The sequence below is a fragment of the Methanopyrus sp. KOL6 genome, from assembly GCF_002201915.1.
Taxonomy (GTDB): Archaea; JAADCQ01; Methanopyri; order Methanopyrales; family Methanopyraceae; genus Methanopyrus.
In genome coordinates, this window is record NZ_CP019470.1 from 570,785 (window position 1) to 586,583 (window position 15,799).

Annotated in this window: 23 protein-coding genes; 3 read left to right on the forward strand and 20 right to left on the reverse strand. The window is 55.2% G+C overall.

What is annotated here, in order from left to right; genetic code table 11:
- Positions 1–4: 4 nt before the first annotated feature.
- From BW919_RS03250 to ehaA, 16 genes are read right to left on the reverse strand one after another with little or no spacing between them, the layout of a single operon-like run.
- Positions 5–583 (reverse strand): 4Fe-4S binding protein, encoded by a 579-nt coding sequence (locus BW919_RS03250; RefSeq protein ID WP_088335626.1) that lies wholly within the window; start codon positions 581–583, stop codon positions 5–7.
- Positions 565–1,794: a nickel-dependent hydrogenase large subunit gene (locus BW919_RS03255; protein WP_088335627.1), complete on the reverse strand. Its 1,230-nt coding sequence runs from the start codon at positions 1,792–1,794 to the stop codon at positions 565–567. Before BW919_RS03255 ends, BW919_RS03250 begins: the two co-directional genes overlap by 19 nt.
- Positions 1,775–2,263: an NADH-quinone oxidoreductase subunit B family protein gene (locus BW919_RS03260; RefSeq protein ID WP_088335628.1), complete on the reverse strand. Its 489-nt coding sequence runs from the start codon at positions 2,261–2,263 to the stop codon at positions 1,775–1,777. The genes BW919_RS03255 and BW919_RS03260 overlap by 20 nt, the downstream gene beginning before the upstream one ends.
- Positions 2,260–2,700 (reverse strand): DUF1959 family protein, encoded by a 441-nt coding sequence (locus tag BW919_RS03265; protein ID WP_157665955.1) that lies wholly within the window; start codon positions 2,698–2,700, stop codon positions 2,260–2,262. Before BW919_RS03265 ends, BW919_RS03260 begins: the two co-directional genes overlap by 4 nt.
- Before the next feature lie 5 nt (positions 2,701–2,705).
- A complete protein-coding gene (locus tag BW919_RS03270) occupies positions 2,706–3,041 on the reverse strand; it encodes a DUF2104 domain-containing protein (protein ID WP_088335630.1) in 336 nt (111 codons plus the stop codon).
- A complete protein-coding gene (locus BW919_RS03275; RefSeq protein ID WP_088335631.1) occupies positions 3,038–3,277 on the reverse strand; it encodes a hypothetical protein in 240 nt (79 codons plus the stop codon). The genes BW919_RS03270 and BW919_RS03275 overlap by 4 nt, the downstream gene beginning before the upstream one ends.
- Before the next feature lie 10 nt (positions 3,278–3,287).
- On the reverse strand, positions 3,288–4,133 hold the full coding sequence (locus BW919_RS03280; protein WP_232452936.1) for a respiratory chain complex I subunit 1 family protein: 846 nt from the start codon (positions 4,131–4,133) through the stop codon (positions 3,288–3,290).
- Between the two features lie 9 nt (positions 4,134–4,142).
- Entirely contained in the window at positions 4,143–4,346 is a 204-nt protein-coding gene (locus tag BW919_RS03285; RefSeq protein ID WP_088335633.1) for a hypothetical protein, read from the reverse strand.
- 12 nt (positions 4,347–4,358) lie between these two features.
- Positions 4,359–5,030 carry a proton-conducting transporter membrane subunit gene (locus BW919_RS03290; protein ID WP_088335634.1) on the reverse strand — a complete coding sequence of 224 codons (672 nt, stop codon included), beginning with the start codon at positions 5,028–5,030 and terminating at the stop codon, positions 4,359–4,361.
- Positions 5,014–5,691, reverse strand: coding sequence for an EhaG family protein (locus tag BW919_RS03295; protein ID WP_088335635.1), 678 nt, complete (start codon positions 5,689–5,691; stop codon positions 5,014–5,016). The genes BW919_RS03290 and BW919_RS03295 overlap by 17 nt, the downstream gene beginning before the upstream one ends.
- The gene (locus BW919_RS03300) at positions 5,688–6,197 is read right to left on the reverse strand and encodes a DUF2106 family protein (RefSeq protein WP_088335636.1); all 510 of its coding nucleotides are present in this window, start codon (positions 6,195–6,197) and stop codon (positions 5,688–5,690) included. The genes BW919_RS03295 and BW919_RS03300 overlap by 4 nt, the downstream gene beginning before the upstream one ends.
- The gene (locus BW919_RS03305; protein WP_088335637.1) at positions 6,154–6,441 is read right to left on the reverse strand and encodes an EhaE family protein; all 288 of its coding nucleotides are present in this window, start codon (positions 6,439–6,441) and stop codon (positions 6,154–6,156) included. Before BW919_RS03305 ends, BW919_RS03300 begins: the two co-directional genes overlap by 44 nt.
- Positions 6,434–6,676: a DUF2108 domain-containing protein gene (locus tag BW919_RS03310; protein ID WP_088335638.1), complete on the reverse strand. Its 243-nt coding sequence runs from the start codon at positions 6,674–6,676 to the stop codon at positions 6,434–6,436. The genes BW919_RS03305 and BW919_RS03310 overlap by 8 nt, the downstream gene beginning before the upstream one ends.
- Positions 6,673–6,936 carry a DUF2109 family protein gene (locus BW919_RS03315; RefSeq protein ID WP_088335639.1) on the reverse strand — a complete coding sequence of 88 codons (264 nt, stop codon included), beginning with the start codon at positions 6,934–6,936 and terminating at the stop codon, positions 6,673–6,675. Before BW919_RS03315 ends, BW919_RS03310 begins: the two co-directional genes overlap by 4 nt.
- A complete protein-coding gene (locus BW919_RS03320; protein WP_088335640.1) occupies positions 6,933–7,451 on the reverse strand; it encodes a hypothetical protein in 519 nt (172 codons plus the stop codon). The genes BW919_RS03315 and BW919_RS03320 overlap by 4 nt, the downstream gene beginning before the upstream one ends.
- Positions 7,448–7,741, reverse strand: coding sequence for an energy-converting NiFe hydrogenase A subunit EhaA (ehaA, locus tag BW919_RS03325; RefSeq protein WP_088335641.1), 294 nt, complete (start codon positions 7,739–7,741; stop codon positions 7,448–7,450). Before ehaA ends, BW919_RS03320 begins: the two co-directional genes overlap by 4 nt.
- Before the next feature lie 53 nt (positions 7,742–7,794).
- Between ehaA and BW919_RS03330 the strand changes: the two genes are divergently transcribed.
- Both BW919_RS03330 and BW919_RS03335 read left to right on the forward strand, forming a co-directional pair.
- On the forward strand, positions 7,795–8,838 hold the full coding sequence (locus tag BW919_RS03330) for an AAA family ATPase (protein ID WP_088335642.1): 1,044 nt from the start codon (positions 7,795–7,797) through the stop codon (positions 8,836–8,838).
- Between the two features lie 28 nt (positions 8,839–8,866).
- A complete protein-coding gene (locus tag BW919_RS03335) occupies positions 8,867–11,203 on the forward strand; it encodes a VWA domain-containing protein (protein WP_088335643.1) in 2,337 nt (778 codons plus the stop codon).
- Here the strand turns inward: BW919_RS03335 and BW919_RS03340 are convergent.
- The gene (locus BW919_RS03340; protein WP_088335644.1) at positions 11,200–12,138 is read right to left on the reverse strand and encodes a hypothetical protein; all 939 of its coding nucleotides are present in this window, start codon (positions 12,136–12,138) and stop codon (positions 11,200–11,202) included. The genes BW919_RS03335 and BW919_RS03340 overlap by 4 nt on opposite strands.
- On the opposite strand from BW919_RS03340, the gene BW919_RS03345 reads away from it, so the two are divergent.
- On the forward strand, positions 12,137–12,820 hold the full coding sequence (locus tag BW919_RS03345) for an ATP-binding protein (protein WP_157665957.1): 684 nt from the start codon (positions 12,137–12,139) through the stop codon (positions 12,818–12,820). The genes BW919_RS03340 and BW919_RS03345 overlap by 2 nt on opposite strands.
- Here the strand turns inward: BW919_RS03345 and BW919_RS03350 are convergent.
- The 3 genes from BW919_RS03350 to BW919_RS03360 are packed head-to-tail and all read right to left on the reverse strand — an operon-like array spanning position 12,771 to position 15,799.
- Entirely contained in the window at positions 12,771–14,078 is a 1,308-nt protein-coding gene (locus BW919_RS03350) for a radical SAM protein (RefSeq protein ID WP_198324662.1), read from the reverse strand. The genes BW919_RS03345 and BW919_RS03350 overlap by 50 nt on opposite strands.
- Positions 14,002–15,255: a diaminopimelate decarboxylase gene (gene lysA / locus BW919_RS03355; RefSeq protein WP_088335647.1), complete on the reverse strand. Its 1,254-nt coding sequence runs from the start codon at positions 15,253–15,255 to the stop codon at positions 14,002–14,004. Before lysA ends, BW919_RS03350 begins: the two co-directional genes overlap by 77 nt.
- A 7-nt stretch (positions 15,256–15,262) precedes the next feature.
- Positions 15,263–15,799, reverse strand: coding sequence for a DUF2120 family protein (locus BW919_RS03360; RefSeq protein ID WP_088335648.1), 537 nt, complete (start codon positions 15,797–15,799; stop codon positions 15,263–15,265).

Consider the following 15,799-nt stretch of genomic DNA (forward strand, 5'->3'; position numbering starts at 1 on the left):
CCGGTCACCCCCGAAGCGAAGCTTCGAGGTATTCCTCCCACCGTTTTACTAGTTCGTCGGTGTCCGTAGGAACCAGCTTGATAGCACCCGCAACTGGGCATACTTCTAGACACACCTCGCATAGTACGCAACGCTCTTCGTCCACCTCGGCAGTCTCTTTCACGGTGACGGCGTCGGACGGACAGGCGCTCTCACACTTACCACAACCTACGCATAAGTCACTGTCAACGACAATGCGAGCGGGCTTGGGCGGCTGGATTCGTTCCTCGATTTCCTCGTGGAGCGTACCCATCTCGATAGCTCCTGTTGGGCACACTTCCACGCAGAGACCGCAGCGAATACAACGTTCCTTGTGTAGGATGGGCCCTTCCTCGGACATTTCCATCGCAGGCGGGCATCCATTCTGCCCCTCAACCGGACAGGCATCGGCACAGGTTCCGCACAAAACGCACTGATCCAGGTCGATGTCTGGAAAGTCCCGGAACCGAGCAGGTCTCCGAGTTGTCTCCCGAGGGGTGTGAGCGTCGAACAGACGCTTGAACCCTTCGCGGCTGAGTACGTGGTTTAAGAAGTCCTGGAGCAAGCACGGATCACCTCCCGTGCCTTACCTTCCAGAAGGACCTTACCCTCACGTTCATCTATCACCACGAACCTCTCGTTGCACGCGACGCACGGGTCCAGACTCGCATATGTGGCCACAGCGTCTGCGATGCTAGGGGACCCAGGCGCTATCGCCTCCAAGACTCGGATATTCGGGACGGAAGGTGTGCGGATCGTAACGCGCTTCACTATTCCTCCAGATGCTAGTTCCATGTCATACACGAGTTCCCCTCGTGGGGCTTCGACGCGGTTATCGACGTGTCCCGCGTCCACCTCAAGCTCCCGTCGATGCCTTCCTTCGGGTAACTCATCGACGACCCGCTCGATGAGCTCCATGGACTGCAAACACTCGTCATATCTGACCAAGATCCTGGATAGGTTGTCTCCATTCTTCCTGTAAACTGGCTTGAAGCCCAGTTCCGGATAGACAGGCTCTTGGAGACGCATGTCGGATTCCGGAACTCCAGAAGCCCTAGCCTGAGGTCCTACGACTCGGTACTTCCTGATATGATCCTTCGTGATCACTCCGACGCCACGCGATCGGAGTTTAATGAAGGGATCGTTACTGGCAATTCGTCGGTACGTTATCACGTCGTCACGGATTGCGTCTAAGGTTTCGAGAACGTTGTTCAGTTGGTCTTCTGTGACGTCCATTCGAACACCACCGACGACGTTCCAGCCCGTCAGGATCCGGTTACCTGTTATCTCTTCGATGCAGTCCAGGACGCGCTCACGAGTGTTCATATTCCACACGAACATAGTCTCATGCTCTATCGAATAGAAGTAGGCGGCGTTGGCTATGAGGTGGGATTGAATCCGATCTAGCTCTTGCACAAGGACACGGAGGAACAGCCCACGCGGAGCGGGGTCCCCCTCGGCGAGTTTCTCAACACCTCCGATGAAGCACATGTTGTGCGCGTGGGAGCAGATTCCGCAGACTCGTTCTGCGAGAAAGGCGGCCTTCTGCCAAGGCATTCCCTCCATGATCTTCTCGATACCACGGTGGCAGTATCCCATCTCTACCTTGCAATCCACGACCTCTTCTCCTCGAACTGCCAGCTTAATCCGAAGAGGCTCTTTGAGGATCGGATGATTAGGACCTACGGGGATGCGGTGTGATATCGGCTCAATCTCACCCGTCTCGACGTCCACGACTTGAACGTTGGATCGGATCTCACGCCTCCTGCGCTTCACGGGCTCCACCCCTACGGAACTCCCAACTGCGGAACAAAGCAGGAAGCACGTCGACGACAGCGGAGACTATCTCCTCGGGCCGTGGTGGACATCCTGGAACCTCCGCGTCTACGGGGATCACCTCGCGTACCGGCCCACATACGCGACCTCCCCGCTGGTTGAAGATACCACCAGAACACGCGCAGGTGCCCACAGCGACGACGGCCTTGGGCTCAGGGACCTTATGGTACAGCTTGACTAGCTTATCTCGCCACTGATACGTAACTGGTCCAGTGACTATTAGGACATCAGATTTCCTCGGATTATTGTGGTAATAGATACCGTACTGTTCTAGATCGTATCGGTAAGTATAACAAGCCAGGATTTCAATATCGCAGCCATTACACCCACCGGTGTTCACTACTGTTACGTGAATAGACCTAGATCTCACAAACCCTTTCAATTTTTTGAGCACTGATTTCAGACTCATATAATCCCCCTCTCGCGGAGAGAGGTAAAGAACTTTGTTAACACCTTACGGTCTATCGGCACGGACTTTCGTCCTTCAAACATTCGTAGCAGTTCGTTCTCCAAAGCTTCACCGAGTTTTCCATCGCTAACCACATCCATGAGTACCGCTAGAGCGACCACTTCATCGTCGACGTTGTCCAGCAACCGCTCGACCTGTTCAACTTCCGAGTGTAGCCCATAGAGTCCGGAACAAGACCGTGCCCTTGACAGTACATCGATCACATGATCCTCGTTAACGTTCAGAAGCTTAGCCAGACGGTGCACGATGTCCCGACGATATGCATGGCTGGTGAGGATCCACTTCTTGACGCGGAGTACCAGATCCGGATCCTCAGCATAACGCTCGTTTAGGTCCTCTTCGGTGATGTTCTTTCGCCTTGTCAGGAACCGTATCATCGCGGTCATAACCCCTCAAGCCAGGTGAGGACGGCAAGAAAAATCGCAATTCCTAACGCGGTTTCAACTCGTCCATACCCCGGTCGCATGTTCACCACGTACCCGATCAGGAACGCAGCTATCCATATCCCTACCGGCGCCGATCGCACCCAGGATACTGCCAGGAGTGTCCATCCCAGTATCGCCAGCAGCAGACCGATCGGATCCACCTTCCGCTCTCGGAAGATCTCGGGGTACATGCGATAGCTGTACTCGAGACCCACCAACGAACCTACCAGAAACGTCGCTACAGCGCCCACGATCACTGCTTCGACGAACATCCTGCCCTCGAAGCCGATCATAGGTGACCCGCCCTTAGCGTGTGTATCGAGACACCGAGGATCAGCAGGATCGCTGCCACTACTGCTAATTGTTCGGTTCTGTGTAATGCATGCTCCAACTTGACGCAAACGAGAAAGATAACTGACGACGCCAGTAGCAGCACTCCTCCGGCTTTAGCGTAGATAGAGTGCTCGAAGAGCAGGATCGCGGCCATCCCGACCAAAGATAACGACAGTACGCAGAGGTGCGATCGCAACGGGACCCCCCTACCCGAAGATAAGGAAGTCCAGGAACATCATCGAGGCTATTATCACGTGGAACCCGACGGCCTGGTACGGATTCAGTATCGGCGTCAGCGCGCACATCGAGGCCAGGAGTAGCGTGAGAGCCCCCATAGTTAGGAGGTGAGAGACTGGGTCTGATATCCCCAAGAACACTGCCTGGAACACCCAGAGCTCGCAGTAGTACTTGAGTGCCTCAGCCACGTACATCAGCCCACGCAGGAACCCCGGATATTCCGTGAGGTAGCCCTCGACGATGTCATATCCCTTCGAAGGATCCAACGGGGAGTAAGGCGAGTCCACCCATAGGAGGGTGAAGAACGCCAAGGCCGAGAACGGGATGTGCTCTATCAGTGGGCCGTGGGAGTGTTCCCACGCTAGTATGCCGGACACGTCCATGTGCCCTGTTATGAAGTACGCCGATATCAGGGAACAGGCCAGCGCCAGCTCGCCGGCGGGCATAATGGCGTGTCGCACACCACCGATCTTGGTGTAAGTGGAACCTGAGGACACTCCGGCACCGTGGGAGAGAACCTTGTAGGACGCGTACAGGGCGAAGAACGGGAGCAGGTTACCACGATACACGGCAGAGATGGTGACCGCAGCCGACCAGATTATCACGTTGAAAACCGGCACCATCCAGTACAGGAACTCCGCCGAGGTCAGTGGGGCGTATCCCTCCTTGATCATGAACTTCAGCGTGTGGAGGAACTCTTGAACTATCGGCGGTCCCGGTCTACGCTGGATGCGCGCCATCACCTTCCGGTGCAGTCCGAGGAACACGCTTCCGACCAGGAAGGCTTCGGTGATCCCTACCAGGGTTTCGAGCACGATCAACGCTCAGTACCCCAGGAAAGGTGTCCTATCCCGGTCACCTCGAGGCGAGAGCGCCCATCCTAGGACGAAGATCGTGATGGAGATCGACAAGATCGTTAGAGCGGAGAACAACCCGTGATATCTGTCCACGAGCCACGGTCTGGCAACGTCAATCCACACGAGCGTCAGGTCCGTCACCAGTACCGCAACCACCGGCACCCACCGCACGCCACCATCCCCCTAGGGTAAGGCCGCAAGCAACTCCAGGTAACGGGAGAACGTCAACAGCGTCGTCAGGTGTATCACGAAGGCGTATCGGCCCCAGATCCGACGGAACGAGTCCACCTTAACCGCGTAGAAGGGACCGACTCCGGCTTCTCCGATGACTCCAACCGTTAACAGGGTCTTACCGTAAGTTAGCGTCCAACCTCCAGCTCCCTTCGGCATTTTCATCAACTCATGAACGCTCAGAGTGCCCGTAGAGGCGAGTATGAGTGCCGCACCTCCGAATAGGGGTAAACTAGCTATCAAACACATGAGACCGTAGTTGAAGGCACACTCCAGCGCGAACTCATCTTCGACGGTGGTGCCTATTAGCCCCATGTTGGAGATTCCGAGCAGCGAAAGGAACAGGGTGAAGTTGAAGACGTCTCCAGTGGTCACGACGCCGATAGCCGCGAGAGTTGAGACCAAGGCCAGGGCCGCTTTGATCTTGTCCTCCCGTGGGCTGACGATCTTGGCCTTGATCCGGGGCCTACGGTGGTCTATTTCAACGTACACATCGGTATTGCTGAGGATAGGAAGTGCGAGAACTGCGAGAAGGACTGCCAAAATGATCGTGTTGATCGTGCTTAGGTACGGCACTATGTCACCCAGCGGCACTATGAAGAGTACCTTACCGCTCGGGTACACGTCGCTGAGCCCCCGCTCTCACATCGTAACCCATGGCGTAACCCAGTAGCGTGAGCTTGGGGCCGACCTTAACGAGTATTCCACCGGTGCCCGCCAGGATCAGGGCTAGGAGCCACGCTTCTGGGTGTAGGAAGAACGTGCTGAAACCGGCTACCCAGAACGCCCAACCGATCCCTGAGATCGACTCCATCCCTCGCCACTCCTCATAGTGCGGTCGATTCGCCCTGGAGAACAGGTAGAACGCCGCTCCTGAGCCCGCCACGGCCCCTCCGGTGAAGCCCGTGAGTAAAACCCCGTAGACTACCAGTCCGACCATGATGGCCGTCGGCGCCGTCCGGAGGATCTCCATGTCCAAGGGTTCGAACTCCGGTAGAGAATCCCCGTCCGTGTATCGGGCGACTAGTACTTCAGCCGTAGCTATCAACTCGGCCAAGCCGACCACCAGTCCGGGTAGAATCAAGCACTCCGCTAGGTCGGTACCGACGGAGGCCAGGAGTGTCAACGCTCCGACTTCCAGTGCGTCGGTCATAGTCAGCCTGTTGAGTGGGTTGCGATCCGCCGCGATGTCGACCGCCGCGATAAGACCTACCGATATCCCAGCGGCCACGGCCACATGATACATATTCACGGTAATCTCTGGAACGACGTGAGGGACTATCATTCGCTTCCCTCCCTTTCCATCGCCTCTTCACCGATCGTCTTGGTTCGGACTATCCACGAGAATACCACGAAGGCCACGAACATGATGGACGATTCAAGAACCGTGTCCAAGCCTCGCGTGTAGTAGAGGATTTCATCGAGGATGCCGCCAGGATGGGACACGATCGTCGTACCGCAGTGCTTAGAGTTGCGAGCCAGCCACCTGGTGAACGGTGTCAGGTAGGAGGTAACCCACCCGCGGACGGGTTCGAACTGGGGGTACTGCGATATAGTCACTCCCGGGCTTTCGAGTGGAATTCCCCCGCGATCGTAGGGGGCGAGTGGGTCCCCGGCCTTCATCTGAACCTGCGGCGCGGGCCGTGGGTAGAGCTGCTCCCGATGGTACGAATATCCACAGTGCAAACCTAAGAGTGCTAGTACAGCCAGGAGAAGGCAATACACTGACACCATGCTTTCAGGCCGTCTAATCGCGTTCAGAGCCCTCGAGAGCTTCGCGGTCACGCTCACTGGCCTCCACCCTCAATATCGCCCTCATCAATATCGGGGTCGCGAAGGCGCCGACCGCGATGAACGTGATTAGGGCCAGTAGGTGATTGAACGCTAGGAATACCAGACACACGCCTACCGTCGCTAGTTCCAGGTTGAGGGATTTCACGACGGGGTCTGAACGAGCAGGCCCTATCGCCGCCCCTAACGTGCCGACGACTATCATGAAAGCACCGGCGTACAGTATGACTTCGCACTCATGCACTTCGCCTCACCTCCTCAATCCGGATCAGATATACGCAGAACATTATCGTCCCTACCACCTCAAGGGCCACGCCGGCGGCAGCGACATCGAGGTACCCCTCCGCAGCTACGGCACAGATCATACCAGATTTAACCAGCGCAATCGAAGGAAGCTTCTGAAGAGGATCACGGCGTAACACCGTGGCGATCGATCCCAAGATGCAGGCGATGAGCGAGGTGAAGAGGAGCCAGTTCAATCCAACTCGCCCGCCCTTCTGATCTCCTCGACCTTTCGGATTGTGTAGGAGATAGCGTTAGACTCGAGCGTTGAGAAGATGAACACACATATGGCCGCTATCAGACCCATGTCGGTACGCCACATCGTTGCCACGAGACCTGCGAGTCCGAACCCTACCACGTTGAGGTAGAGCATTTGAGCGTAGAGATCACTCGCTACCAGGAGGCGCAATGACATCAGAATTACGACGGCCGCTATCACCGCTTGTGCGGATATCACTTTTCGACCCCCCTCCCCATCCGGCGGGCGATATCACCGATTAGCCGGGACGCTCGAGGGTGGTCAACACCGTGGATAGTCATGATCGCTATCACCATTCCAGCGACGAAGTTGGCGGGGTCCATTCCAAGCACTTTATCGTAGAGAGTCACCAACACGGTGGCCGTAAGCGACCCGATGGTACCGGCGTATCCGGGATCGGCACACAGACGATTACCCAAATACACCGCTAGAGCCGCAACCAACCCACCTTCCGGTCCTCCTAGGCAGTAGTACCCAGAAGAAGCCAGTAAGGTACCGGCAGACGCGTCTGGTGAACACACTATATTGCCCATGAAATAGCCGCCTGCGATGTCACCTCCTCGGCGTTCGACTGAGCGTCCGATGGCTTCTGCGCCTTTAACACCTGGAGCTTCCGGCAATCCCATAAGTATATCTACGATGACGAAGTTCAGCCACGCGAGGACTGATCCGACGACTATCTGAAGAATCTGGACTTCCTGCAGTCCGATCACCCCTCCTCAGGTCGGGGGAACACCTTCTCGATGTACGCGGTGAAGGCCGCCGACAACGCCCCAACGACAGCGCCTACGATCGCGAGCGATATCGGAGAACGGTACTCGATCACCCTGATCACGAGTACTGTCGCACCGGCGGCTATCACCGGCGTGGGAAACGCGGCCGATACTTTCCATGACTTCCTGCGGGGTTTATCGGGCTGGATCGGTGGTAGGCCCAGCGCTAGTGCCGTCCCGAACGCAACGGCGGCCGCCACTCCCGCAGCCACTAACTCGGGATCCTTCATTTTAAGGTTTCCCCCAACATCTCTTGGGCGGTTCCCGAAGTGGGGGTTTCATATTGAGTAAGATCATCATGCGACCTCAGGTTACTATCGAAGATGATTGGATAATATTCGAAGGCGAAGAGGGATTCGTAAGGCTTCCGAAGGACCCATATAAGGTTATCGAAGACTTTGAGGAGTATGGATACTTCTTCGACGAAGAACATCGGCGCGACTTCGCGGCCATGTACATGACGCTGATAGTCGAACAGACCCCCGTCTTGCTCGTCGGTCCTCCGGGCACGGGTAAGACGAAGCTCGTCCGTCTTATCGGAGAGCTGTACGATGTCCCAGTAGTGGTCATGCGTGGTCACCAAGAGGCGCGGGAGCAGGAGTTCATAGGAGGTGTCGACGTGGCCGCTCTCCCGGTTGCCGACAAGATCGCCGAGGAGTACACCGAGGTCGGAAGTATGGAGTACGAGGAGGTCATTGAATCACTTAAGGAATTCATTTACGTAGGCGGCTACCTCAAGGACGTGGTGAACGACGCTCGACGCCGTGGAGCGTGTCTGTTCTTCATCGACGAAGTTAACCGGTTCCCAGGTTATATGATACCGACACTCATCCACATCTTCGAGAAAGACACTGAAGTCATCTACATCCCGCACTCCCCAATCGATTTCGGGGAAACGGGGGCCATAATGCGAATAGGTGCACTAAACCCAGAAGGCAAAGGTACTACTAACTTCGACGAAGCTCTTCTGAGGCGTGTTGAACTCGTCCCGTGGGGCGAATACGACGTCGAAATTTACAAACGCATAGCCATCGAGTCGGCCCGACAGATCATCGAGCTGACCAAGATGGCCGAGGAAGTACTGGAAGATTTAGCGTCTCTGATCAAAGATATGGGTAAAGGTGTGGACGTCGCTAAGGACGTGGCGCAGACGGTCGCTGTAGGCACTAAAATGGGATACGACGTGGACACCGTAGCAAGGAACGTGGCTAATAAGATCCTAGGTGATATGTTATTAGACTCTGAAAAGGCCGAGGAGTTCGAGGCCCGAAGGAACGCCCTAGAACGTAAGATCAAGGAGAAACTCAAACCCGTGTTTAAGTCCTGACTAACCCGAATCGGGTGAAAAGGCAGCCTTGACCTTCAAAACCGAAATCAGATTGGAAGAGGCCACCGAAGTTGTAGGAGAGCTTATGGAGCGACTGAAGCGTAGAGGTGATGTCCACGCCCCACCAGACCTACCTGAAGGATTTTTCCGGAAGCTGACCGTGTTAGCGGATGGTGACTCCATAGATCTCCAGACGTTCGTAGACATGGCGATCAGACACTTCGCCCGGCACGGCTACAAGAAGCCGCTCGATGCGTACGAACGCGTGATGGTGGCACGTGCTATCGTAGCGGAAGAACTCGCCAAGATTCTGTTCAGGGAGGAAGCTGACGAAGAGGCCATCGAGTCACTCAGTAAGTTCATCCCACACGCTAGCGAGGAGGTTCGTGAAGAGCTGGAGTCACTGGTCGACGTTGTTGATGAAGGAGATATTCGAGAAGAACCAAGCCGAGAAGATCTCGAACGTGTTATCGAGACGTTCGGTTCGCAGCTATCCGACGAGGCGATCATGGACCTACTGAAGACAGCCATCTTCGGGCCCGAGAAGAAGCGCATGCTTGAGAACATTACCGACGAACATATGGTAGGAAGTCTCCTTCAGCAGCACATCCCACGTCCGGTGATCGAGAAACTAGCTGAGCAGGGCAGACTAGACGTTCTCAACCGACTAGGGTCGCCTATCGAAAGTAAGGTCGAAGCCATAGCCTCGCCGCACGCTTCAGACTCGTACTCGACGGATCAAGAGGAACTTGAGAAGACGTTCTCGGACGAGGCGTTCAATCGGCAGGCACGACAGATGTTTTCGGAGCTCGCCCGACGACTCAACGAACTCGCCGAACAAGTGGGTATTGAGCAAGCCCTGGAGCGCGCTAAGCGCGTCTCCGAGGCTATCCAAGCCGCTAATGACCGATGGGAGCGAGCTGCTAAGATGTTCGAAAGGGCAATAGAACGACAACTCACCGAACGAGGGCCGTCGTCCGATCCTGTTAAGGCGTACCGTCGTGGAGCTCCTATGGATCCAAACCACGTCAAGGATGAAGCCGGCCAAGACCCGTCGGATTACACGGCATCGCTAGAGCAGGCTCAGTTCGTGGTCGAAGGTATCGAGCGACGTGGTAAGTTCAGGAACCCACTCTTGAGCACAGTTCAGGCCAACGACATGATAAAATCGATCCCTAACCTCTCCGACGACCAATTCCGTCAGCAGGTGAGGAACCTACTGAGATCCACGATGGGGGAGCTCGAAGAGTGGGCGAAAGACGTAGGGCGAGATACAGTTCGACGAGTTTTGGAAGAGCTAAAACGAGCCGAGGAACATGGGTATTACGTACCGGAGGAACTTAAGGAGAAGATAAAGGAGGCCCTTCAAGACCTGCAAGATGAACCGGAGAAAGGGCGAGAAGATGAGAGTGACAGTGGAGGACCTTCAGTCGGCGCCTCTGAGTCGCCTTCGTTCGTATCCCAGGAAGTATCCGAGGAAGGAGAAGAACCGACCGATGGGGAGAGTGGTCCGATACCGACGGAGAGTGCCTCAGGAGTCGGTAAGGGCGGAGATCCAGCCTTCGCGATCGACCGATCGTTCCCGGAGCGCAAGAAGTTCCTCAAGATCCTACAGAGCGAATCGCTGAAGATCCTGGATGAAGGTCACGAGATATCGCGCGAGTTCGAGGACGTCGAAGAGGGAGAAGCTAAAGCGCACTTCGGGTGGCTGTACGGTTTCGATAGAGCCGATTTCCCGTACGACGTGGATTTCGAGCGTAGCTTAGAAGAGGGTTGCTTCAAGAACGTCCCACTCACGCTGTACCGCCGCGAGTTCCGCAACAAGGACGAACCTAAGGTAGCCATCCTGCTCGACTCGAGCGGATCTATGAGCGGGGACAAGATGGAGGTCGCCGCGACGCTAGCGGCAGCCCTGTTCGAGACCGTGGGAGTAGAAAACGTCGGCCTGTGGGCGTTCAGATCGGAGGTCCATCAACTTAAGGACTTCGAAGAAGTGATCAATCGAAGGAAACTCATCGAGAAGATACTAGGGATACCCGCCGGAGGTGGTACCGATCCCGTAAAACCGTTGATCAGAGTACTAGACTCACTAGAAAGCGTGGATCACGACAAATGCAAAGTTATCTACATAACGGATGCGATATTCATGCATGATGATTTCATTCGGATCAGAAACTTGCTAAGTGATCGCGACGATATTGAACTGTATGCGCTACTGATTAAAGACGAGTTCGAACACACGGGACCAACAATTTTCAAACGCATAACAGAAGAATTCGACGGTGGAGTAGTCCAAGTTAATCCAAGGGACCGTGAAGGTGTTCGCGAGAAACTCCGTCAATTCGTTGACATGATCTCAGACTAACCGACTAACGCCCGCTCCACTGCCTGCATTGTTTCCATGGCATCCTCTCGGATATCCTCGTACCATACCGAGCATTCACGCCTGCTCGTTTTTACTACCATCCTATCACGGTGCAAGCTCACGTTAATCATACCACGTACGTCCATACTTAAGCTTCTGAGGAAGTTATGAGCTAAAATGATGTCGTTAACATAGTCTGGATACAGTTCTCCGAGCGGAGCTCGGTACGAGATACCTTCCTTTTCCCAACTACGACGGAACTTTGTATGGAACTCGCGGAATAGGTACTTCGAGTAGTTATGTTCAAGCAACACGACCTCAGTCACGCCAGCGTGAATCATCTGTGACGCCGCTTCTACGCTATGCCAATTTTCCAAAATGGACTCAACACTCTTTGGAAAGAACGCCTCGCAGCCCAATGAATTGACCCAACCTACCGCGCAACTGACTTCGAGTTCTTTCAATTTTTCAATATATTCCTTGTACGTGTCATAATGGCGGTCATCCACGAAACTTATCACAGCCATTTCGTCGTCCATTTTCCTCGTCATAAACGTCTTATGCGTCACTCGGAACTTTCTGATCCCAGATCGCATCAGCTGAGCGATAAACTGTGTCGGGATCGCGGTCTCTGCGATCATCTTCACATCGACTGCTCCGGAAGTGCCAACAAATCTAAGGTCTAAACTGTTGTCGTCTCCTTCAACCACCTCGAACCTCTCGAGGCCGGAGAGTTCATCATCGGCGATTTTAGCCAAGTGGGCTAGTGATTTAAGGAAGGGTGACATGAAAGGTCTTTTGACGCAAACTTCGATAGTTTCATCGGGCAAGGAGACTCGGATAGTGCTCCGATCTTCAACTACGGGGATCACGTCGAAGTTGACGTTGAATTCACGTGATAACGCCGAGAGTAGAGGTTCAATGTTCGCGTACATGATGAAGGTACTCCCCACCCTATTGGATGCAGTCGTTGAGGAAGTCAATGCCGATAAAGATCATTCGGAAACCTTCCGGACGGAGCCGTGGTCCGGGCAGCCGAACGAAGTCGTGGAAACTAGGTATATCCAGCTAGTACGGCGGCTCGTAAGGGAAGGGCGAAATGTCGTGCTCGTAGGAGAGCCTGGAAGTGGGAAATCCACGACGGCGATGGCGGCCTGCGAGAGGCCAGTCCCGGTGGTGTTGACTTTCAGTAGAAACCTGCCCGTTTCCATACTTAAAACTTTCGTCAACACTCTACGTGTGGTGGGTCCTAGGAGGCTGATCTCCGCCGATGCCGCAGTAGTAGGCGACGCGGTGATCGATGGCGAAGTCCGACGACTTCCCCTAATCGATGAATTCGTGGCGTTCTCGGTAACAATGGTTACGTGGTGTTTAACACGGGCTCTGAAGATTCCTATCATCGCCATGCTGGCCACCGACAAGAAATACTACGCCGAGACCCGGAAAATCTTGGAGCTCGCGGGATTCGAGGTGGTTGAGATAAGACCCGACAAGCACACGGTCAAGGAAATCCTGCGCGCGCATGGACTCCAAGGTTCTCCTAGAACAAACAATCCTCGGGAAGAGCTCAAAAGGTTCTCCGAGCGATCGTCCAGCCTCTCTCAGTCCGACGAATAAGTCCCCTGGATTCCATCGACTCGAGTCGACGTTTGAGTCTGCTACGAGCGATCCGGAGTCTACGGGCGAGTTCTTCGGTACTCACGGACCCCCTCTCGTAGAGTTCGTTCATGATCCGCTGCTCCAGCACGCGGCCGGTGAAGGGGCAGCTGTCGTACTCCCGACATTCTATTCCGAGCATACACACCACTTTGTCCAAGTATTTTCGAATATCATACAGTAATGACCACGTCATTGGGGAGATACAGCAACTCTTCACCAACACGTCTTCAGGAAGTTTCGATCGCACTGTCCTGTATATAAATTCCAACTTATCCGGTGACGAGAGGGGCCCACGGGCCGGATCTTGAGCAGGGTTGAATTGGACGATCCTCTTTCTAGGGTTAAGGGAGAAAATCGACAGGATTCGTTCCGCGTCGGCTTCAGGAGGGACACCGGGTAGCCCGACAACTCCACCCACGAAGGTCACCTCGAGCTCGTGTTCGTGACACCATCGCACGACACGCCAAAACTCCTTAAATCCGCGACGACGCCCAGTGATCGCCTCCCACTCCTCCGGTGTGCGGCCCGAGAAGCTGAGTTTCAGATAGTCCAGGCCGGCGCGCTGGAGATCTTCCAATAGATCGAGTGGTATGAGAGGACCCGTTCCGACACCCACGTCGACTCCTAGTTCCAGCTTGACGAGCTCCACAGCCTCCACGAGATCCGTACCGAGCGTGTGAGGGGAAGCTCCCTGAATTACTACTTCTCGGTTCCCCGCTTCAACTCGCTTTTCCGCCTCGCGGAGGATCTTTTCGGGTGTCAGCTCGACATGATCCCGCACTAGGTTATAGTAGCAGAATTTACATTTCATATCGCATCTAGTCGTCGCCACTATGCTCCCAGTCCGGGTTTTGGACCGACCCGTGATCACGCGGAGGAACGCCTCGACTTCCGGACCGTCCGTGGACAATCGAACAGGTTTGTTACTGTACTCGTAGTCGGTGCTCGGTCGTACCAGCTCCAAGAACCCCTCCTCGGTGAGGACAAACCCGCGATGAGTCGGTTCGATAAGCCCCTCGTCACGGAGGTCGTTGACTGTCTTGCTGATGAGACCCCGATTACCGCTCACCTCGTCCATGAGTTCACGGCGGGAGAGCGGACCCTTCTCCGTTAGTGTGCGGAGTACGCGCTTCCGAAGGTCACCACCATGTTTTCGAGAACGCTCCATAGTCCTGAACCCTTCGGACTCCGGTAATTTCACCGTTCCGTACGACAACTGAGCCCGGGATCGGGTAGCAGTTATAGTTACTGGCCATAGATTCGCAGTAGGCACCGGCGGACAGGAACACCACGAGGTCGCCTTCCGAAATATCGACGGGAAGCTCCCGGTCTTCGGCTAGCACATCCCCACTCTCGCACAGCGGACCGGCCACGGAGGCATTCTCAGTAGCCGAGTAATCGCAACCGTGAACGACGACTTCATGATAAGCATCGTAGAGAGCAGGTCGTATCAGGGCGTTTATACCGGCGTCAACGAAGACCCACTTTCGGCGTCCCCGTTTGACTTGTCTGACGCTTGTGACCAGAATCCCAGCTTCCCCCACTATACTCCGACCGGGCTCAAGGTACAGGTTGAACCCCGACGACTCGGAGTGAAGCTCCTTCAGGTCCTTCTTGAGTTCCTCCGCCAAATCGTGAGGGGACGGTACCTCTTCACCTCGGCGGTACCGAATCCCGAGCCCACCGCCGATGTTTAGGTACGAAATTTCCTCGATCAGTCCGGTGTCCTCTAGAAACGTTCGGACGGATCTCAACGCCTCTGAAAACGGACCCAAATCGGTGATTTGGGAGCCTATATGGTAGTGAAGCCCAAGGAACTCGACCCACTTCGATTCGATCATTCGCCTGCAGACTCTCTCGGCGATTTCCAGCTCGACACCGAACTTCGACCCTTCGACCGCGGTGGCGATGTGAGGGTGAGTGTCGGGACTCACCTTCGGGTTGACCCTGAGCGCCACTAAGGCCTTTTCACCCTCACGCCTCGCGATTTTTTCGATACGTTGGAACTCCTCGAAAGAGTCGACGTTGATCACCCATGAGCGCTCCACAGCCGCACGGATCTCATCAGAAGACTTCGCGTTGCCGTTGACTACCACCGTCTCTGCTCCTAAATTGACCGCGATTTTCATCTCCCACAGTGACACCACGTCTGAAGCTCGAGTCTCGTTTATAATGTGCTCGACGAGATATGGATTGAAGTTAGCTTTCATCGCGTAGCATACGTACACGCGATCCGGGAACCAAGAAAACGCCTCCTGGTATTCACGGGCAGCCTCTACAGCAGCATCTGCGTCGTAGACGTACACCGGTGTTCCGGTACCGGCCTCCTCCAAGATTTCGTCGAGTTCTCGACCACCGATTTTGACCACCGCTACGTGTTCCGTTTCTATCAACGCGGGACTACCCCTTCAAGTTGGCGACCAGTAGCTCCACCGACTTAGGTCCGATGCCACTCCGGTCCGCCCAGGCGGCTAGGAAGACCACCAAGTCATCCGAGGCTCGGCCGAAGGTGTAGGCGACGGCACAACCCAGAGCTTCGAGGTCGCGTTTAAGACGTTCGAAGCCCAGCGGATCGAGGAAAATTTCACCCTGAGTGAAGGCGTCGACGGCCTCTAATGGGTTTTCCACGGGACGCACGGGAACGGGCTCTTCGTCAGCGTATTGGGCCTGAATGCGCTCTGCTACGAACCTCCCCAGTTCTTCTATCAGCTCCTTACCCTTCGGAGATTCCTGGTCGACCACCTCGACGTCGCATCGCTCAAGGACGCTCTCCAGGTATCCCTGCAAGTCGTCGAGGTCCCAATCCTCACCCCTACTCATACCGCGGACTATGAGGACGTCTACGTCATCCAATAGTGGCCGCGAGCCCTCGAAAGCGTCAAGTTCCGTCATGATCCTCTTAGCGAGTCGATGAATGTGGATTGGAGTGCCGGGCAC

What these genes read in the sequence shown, in the direction of transcription:
- BW919_RS03260 (WP_088335628.1), bottom strand. Translation starts at nt 2,263, where the DNA reads ATGAGTCTGAAATCAGTGCTCAAAAAATTGAAAGGGTTTGTGAGATCT.
- BW919_RS03265 (WP_157665955.1), bottom strand. Translation starts at nt 2,700, where the DNA reads ATGATACGGTTCCTGACAAGGCGAAAGAACATCACCGAAGAGGACCTA.
- BW919_RS03270 (WP_088335630.1), bottom strand. Translation starts at nt 3,041, where the DNA reads ATGATCGGCTTCGAGGGCAGGATGTTCGTCGAAGCAGTGATCGTGGGC.
- BW919_RS03295 (WP_088335635.1), bottom strand. Translation starts at nt 5,691, where the DNA reads ATGATAGTCCCTCACGTCGTTCCAGAGATTACCGTGAATATGTATCAT.
- ehaA (WP_088335641.1), bottom strand. Translation starts at nt 7,741, where the DNA reads ATGAAGGATCCCGAGTTAGTGGCTGCGGGAGTGGCGGCCGCCGTTGCG.
- BW919_RS03345 (WP_157665957.1), top strand. Translation starts at nt 12,137, where the DNA reads ATGATGAAGGTACTCCCCACCCTATTGGATGCAGTCGTTGAGGAAGTC.
- BW919_RS03340 (WP_088335644.1), bottom strand. Translation starts at nt 12,138, where the DNA reads ATGTACGCGAACATTGAACCTCTACTCTCGGCGTTATCACGTGAATTC.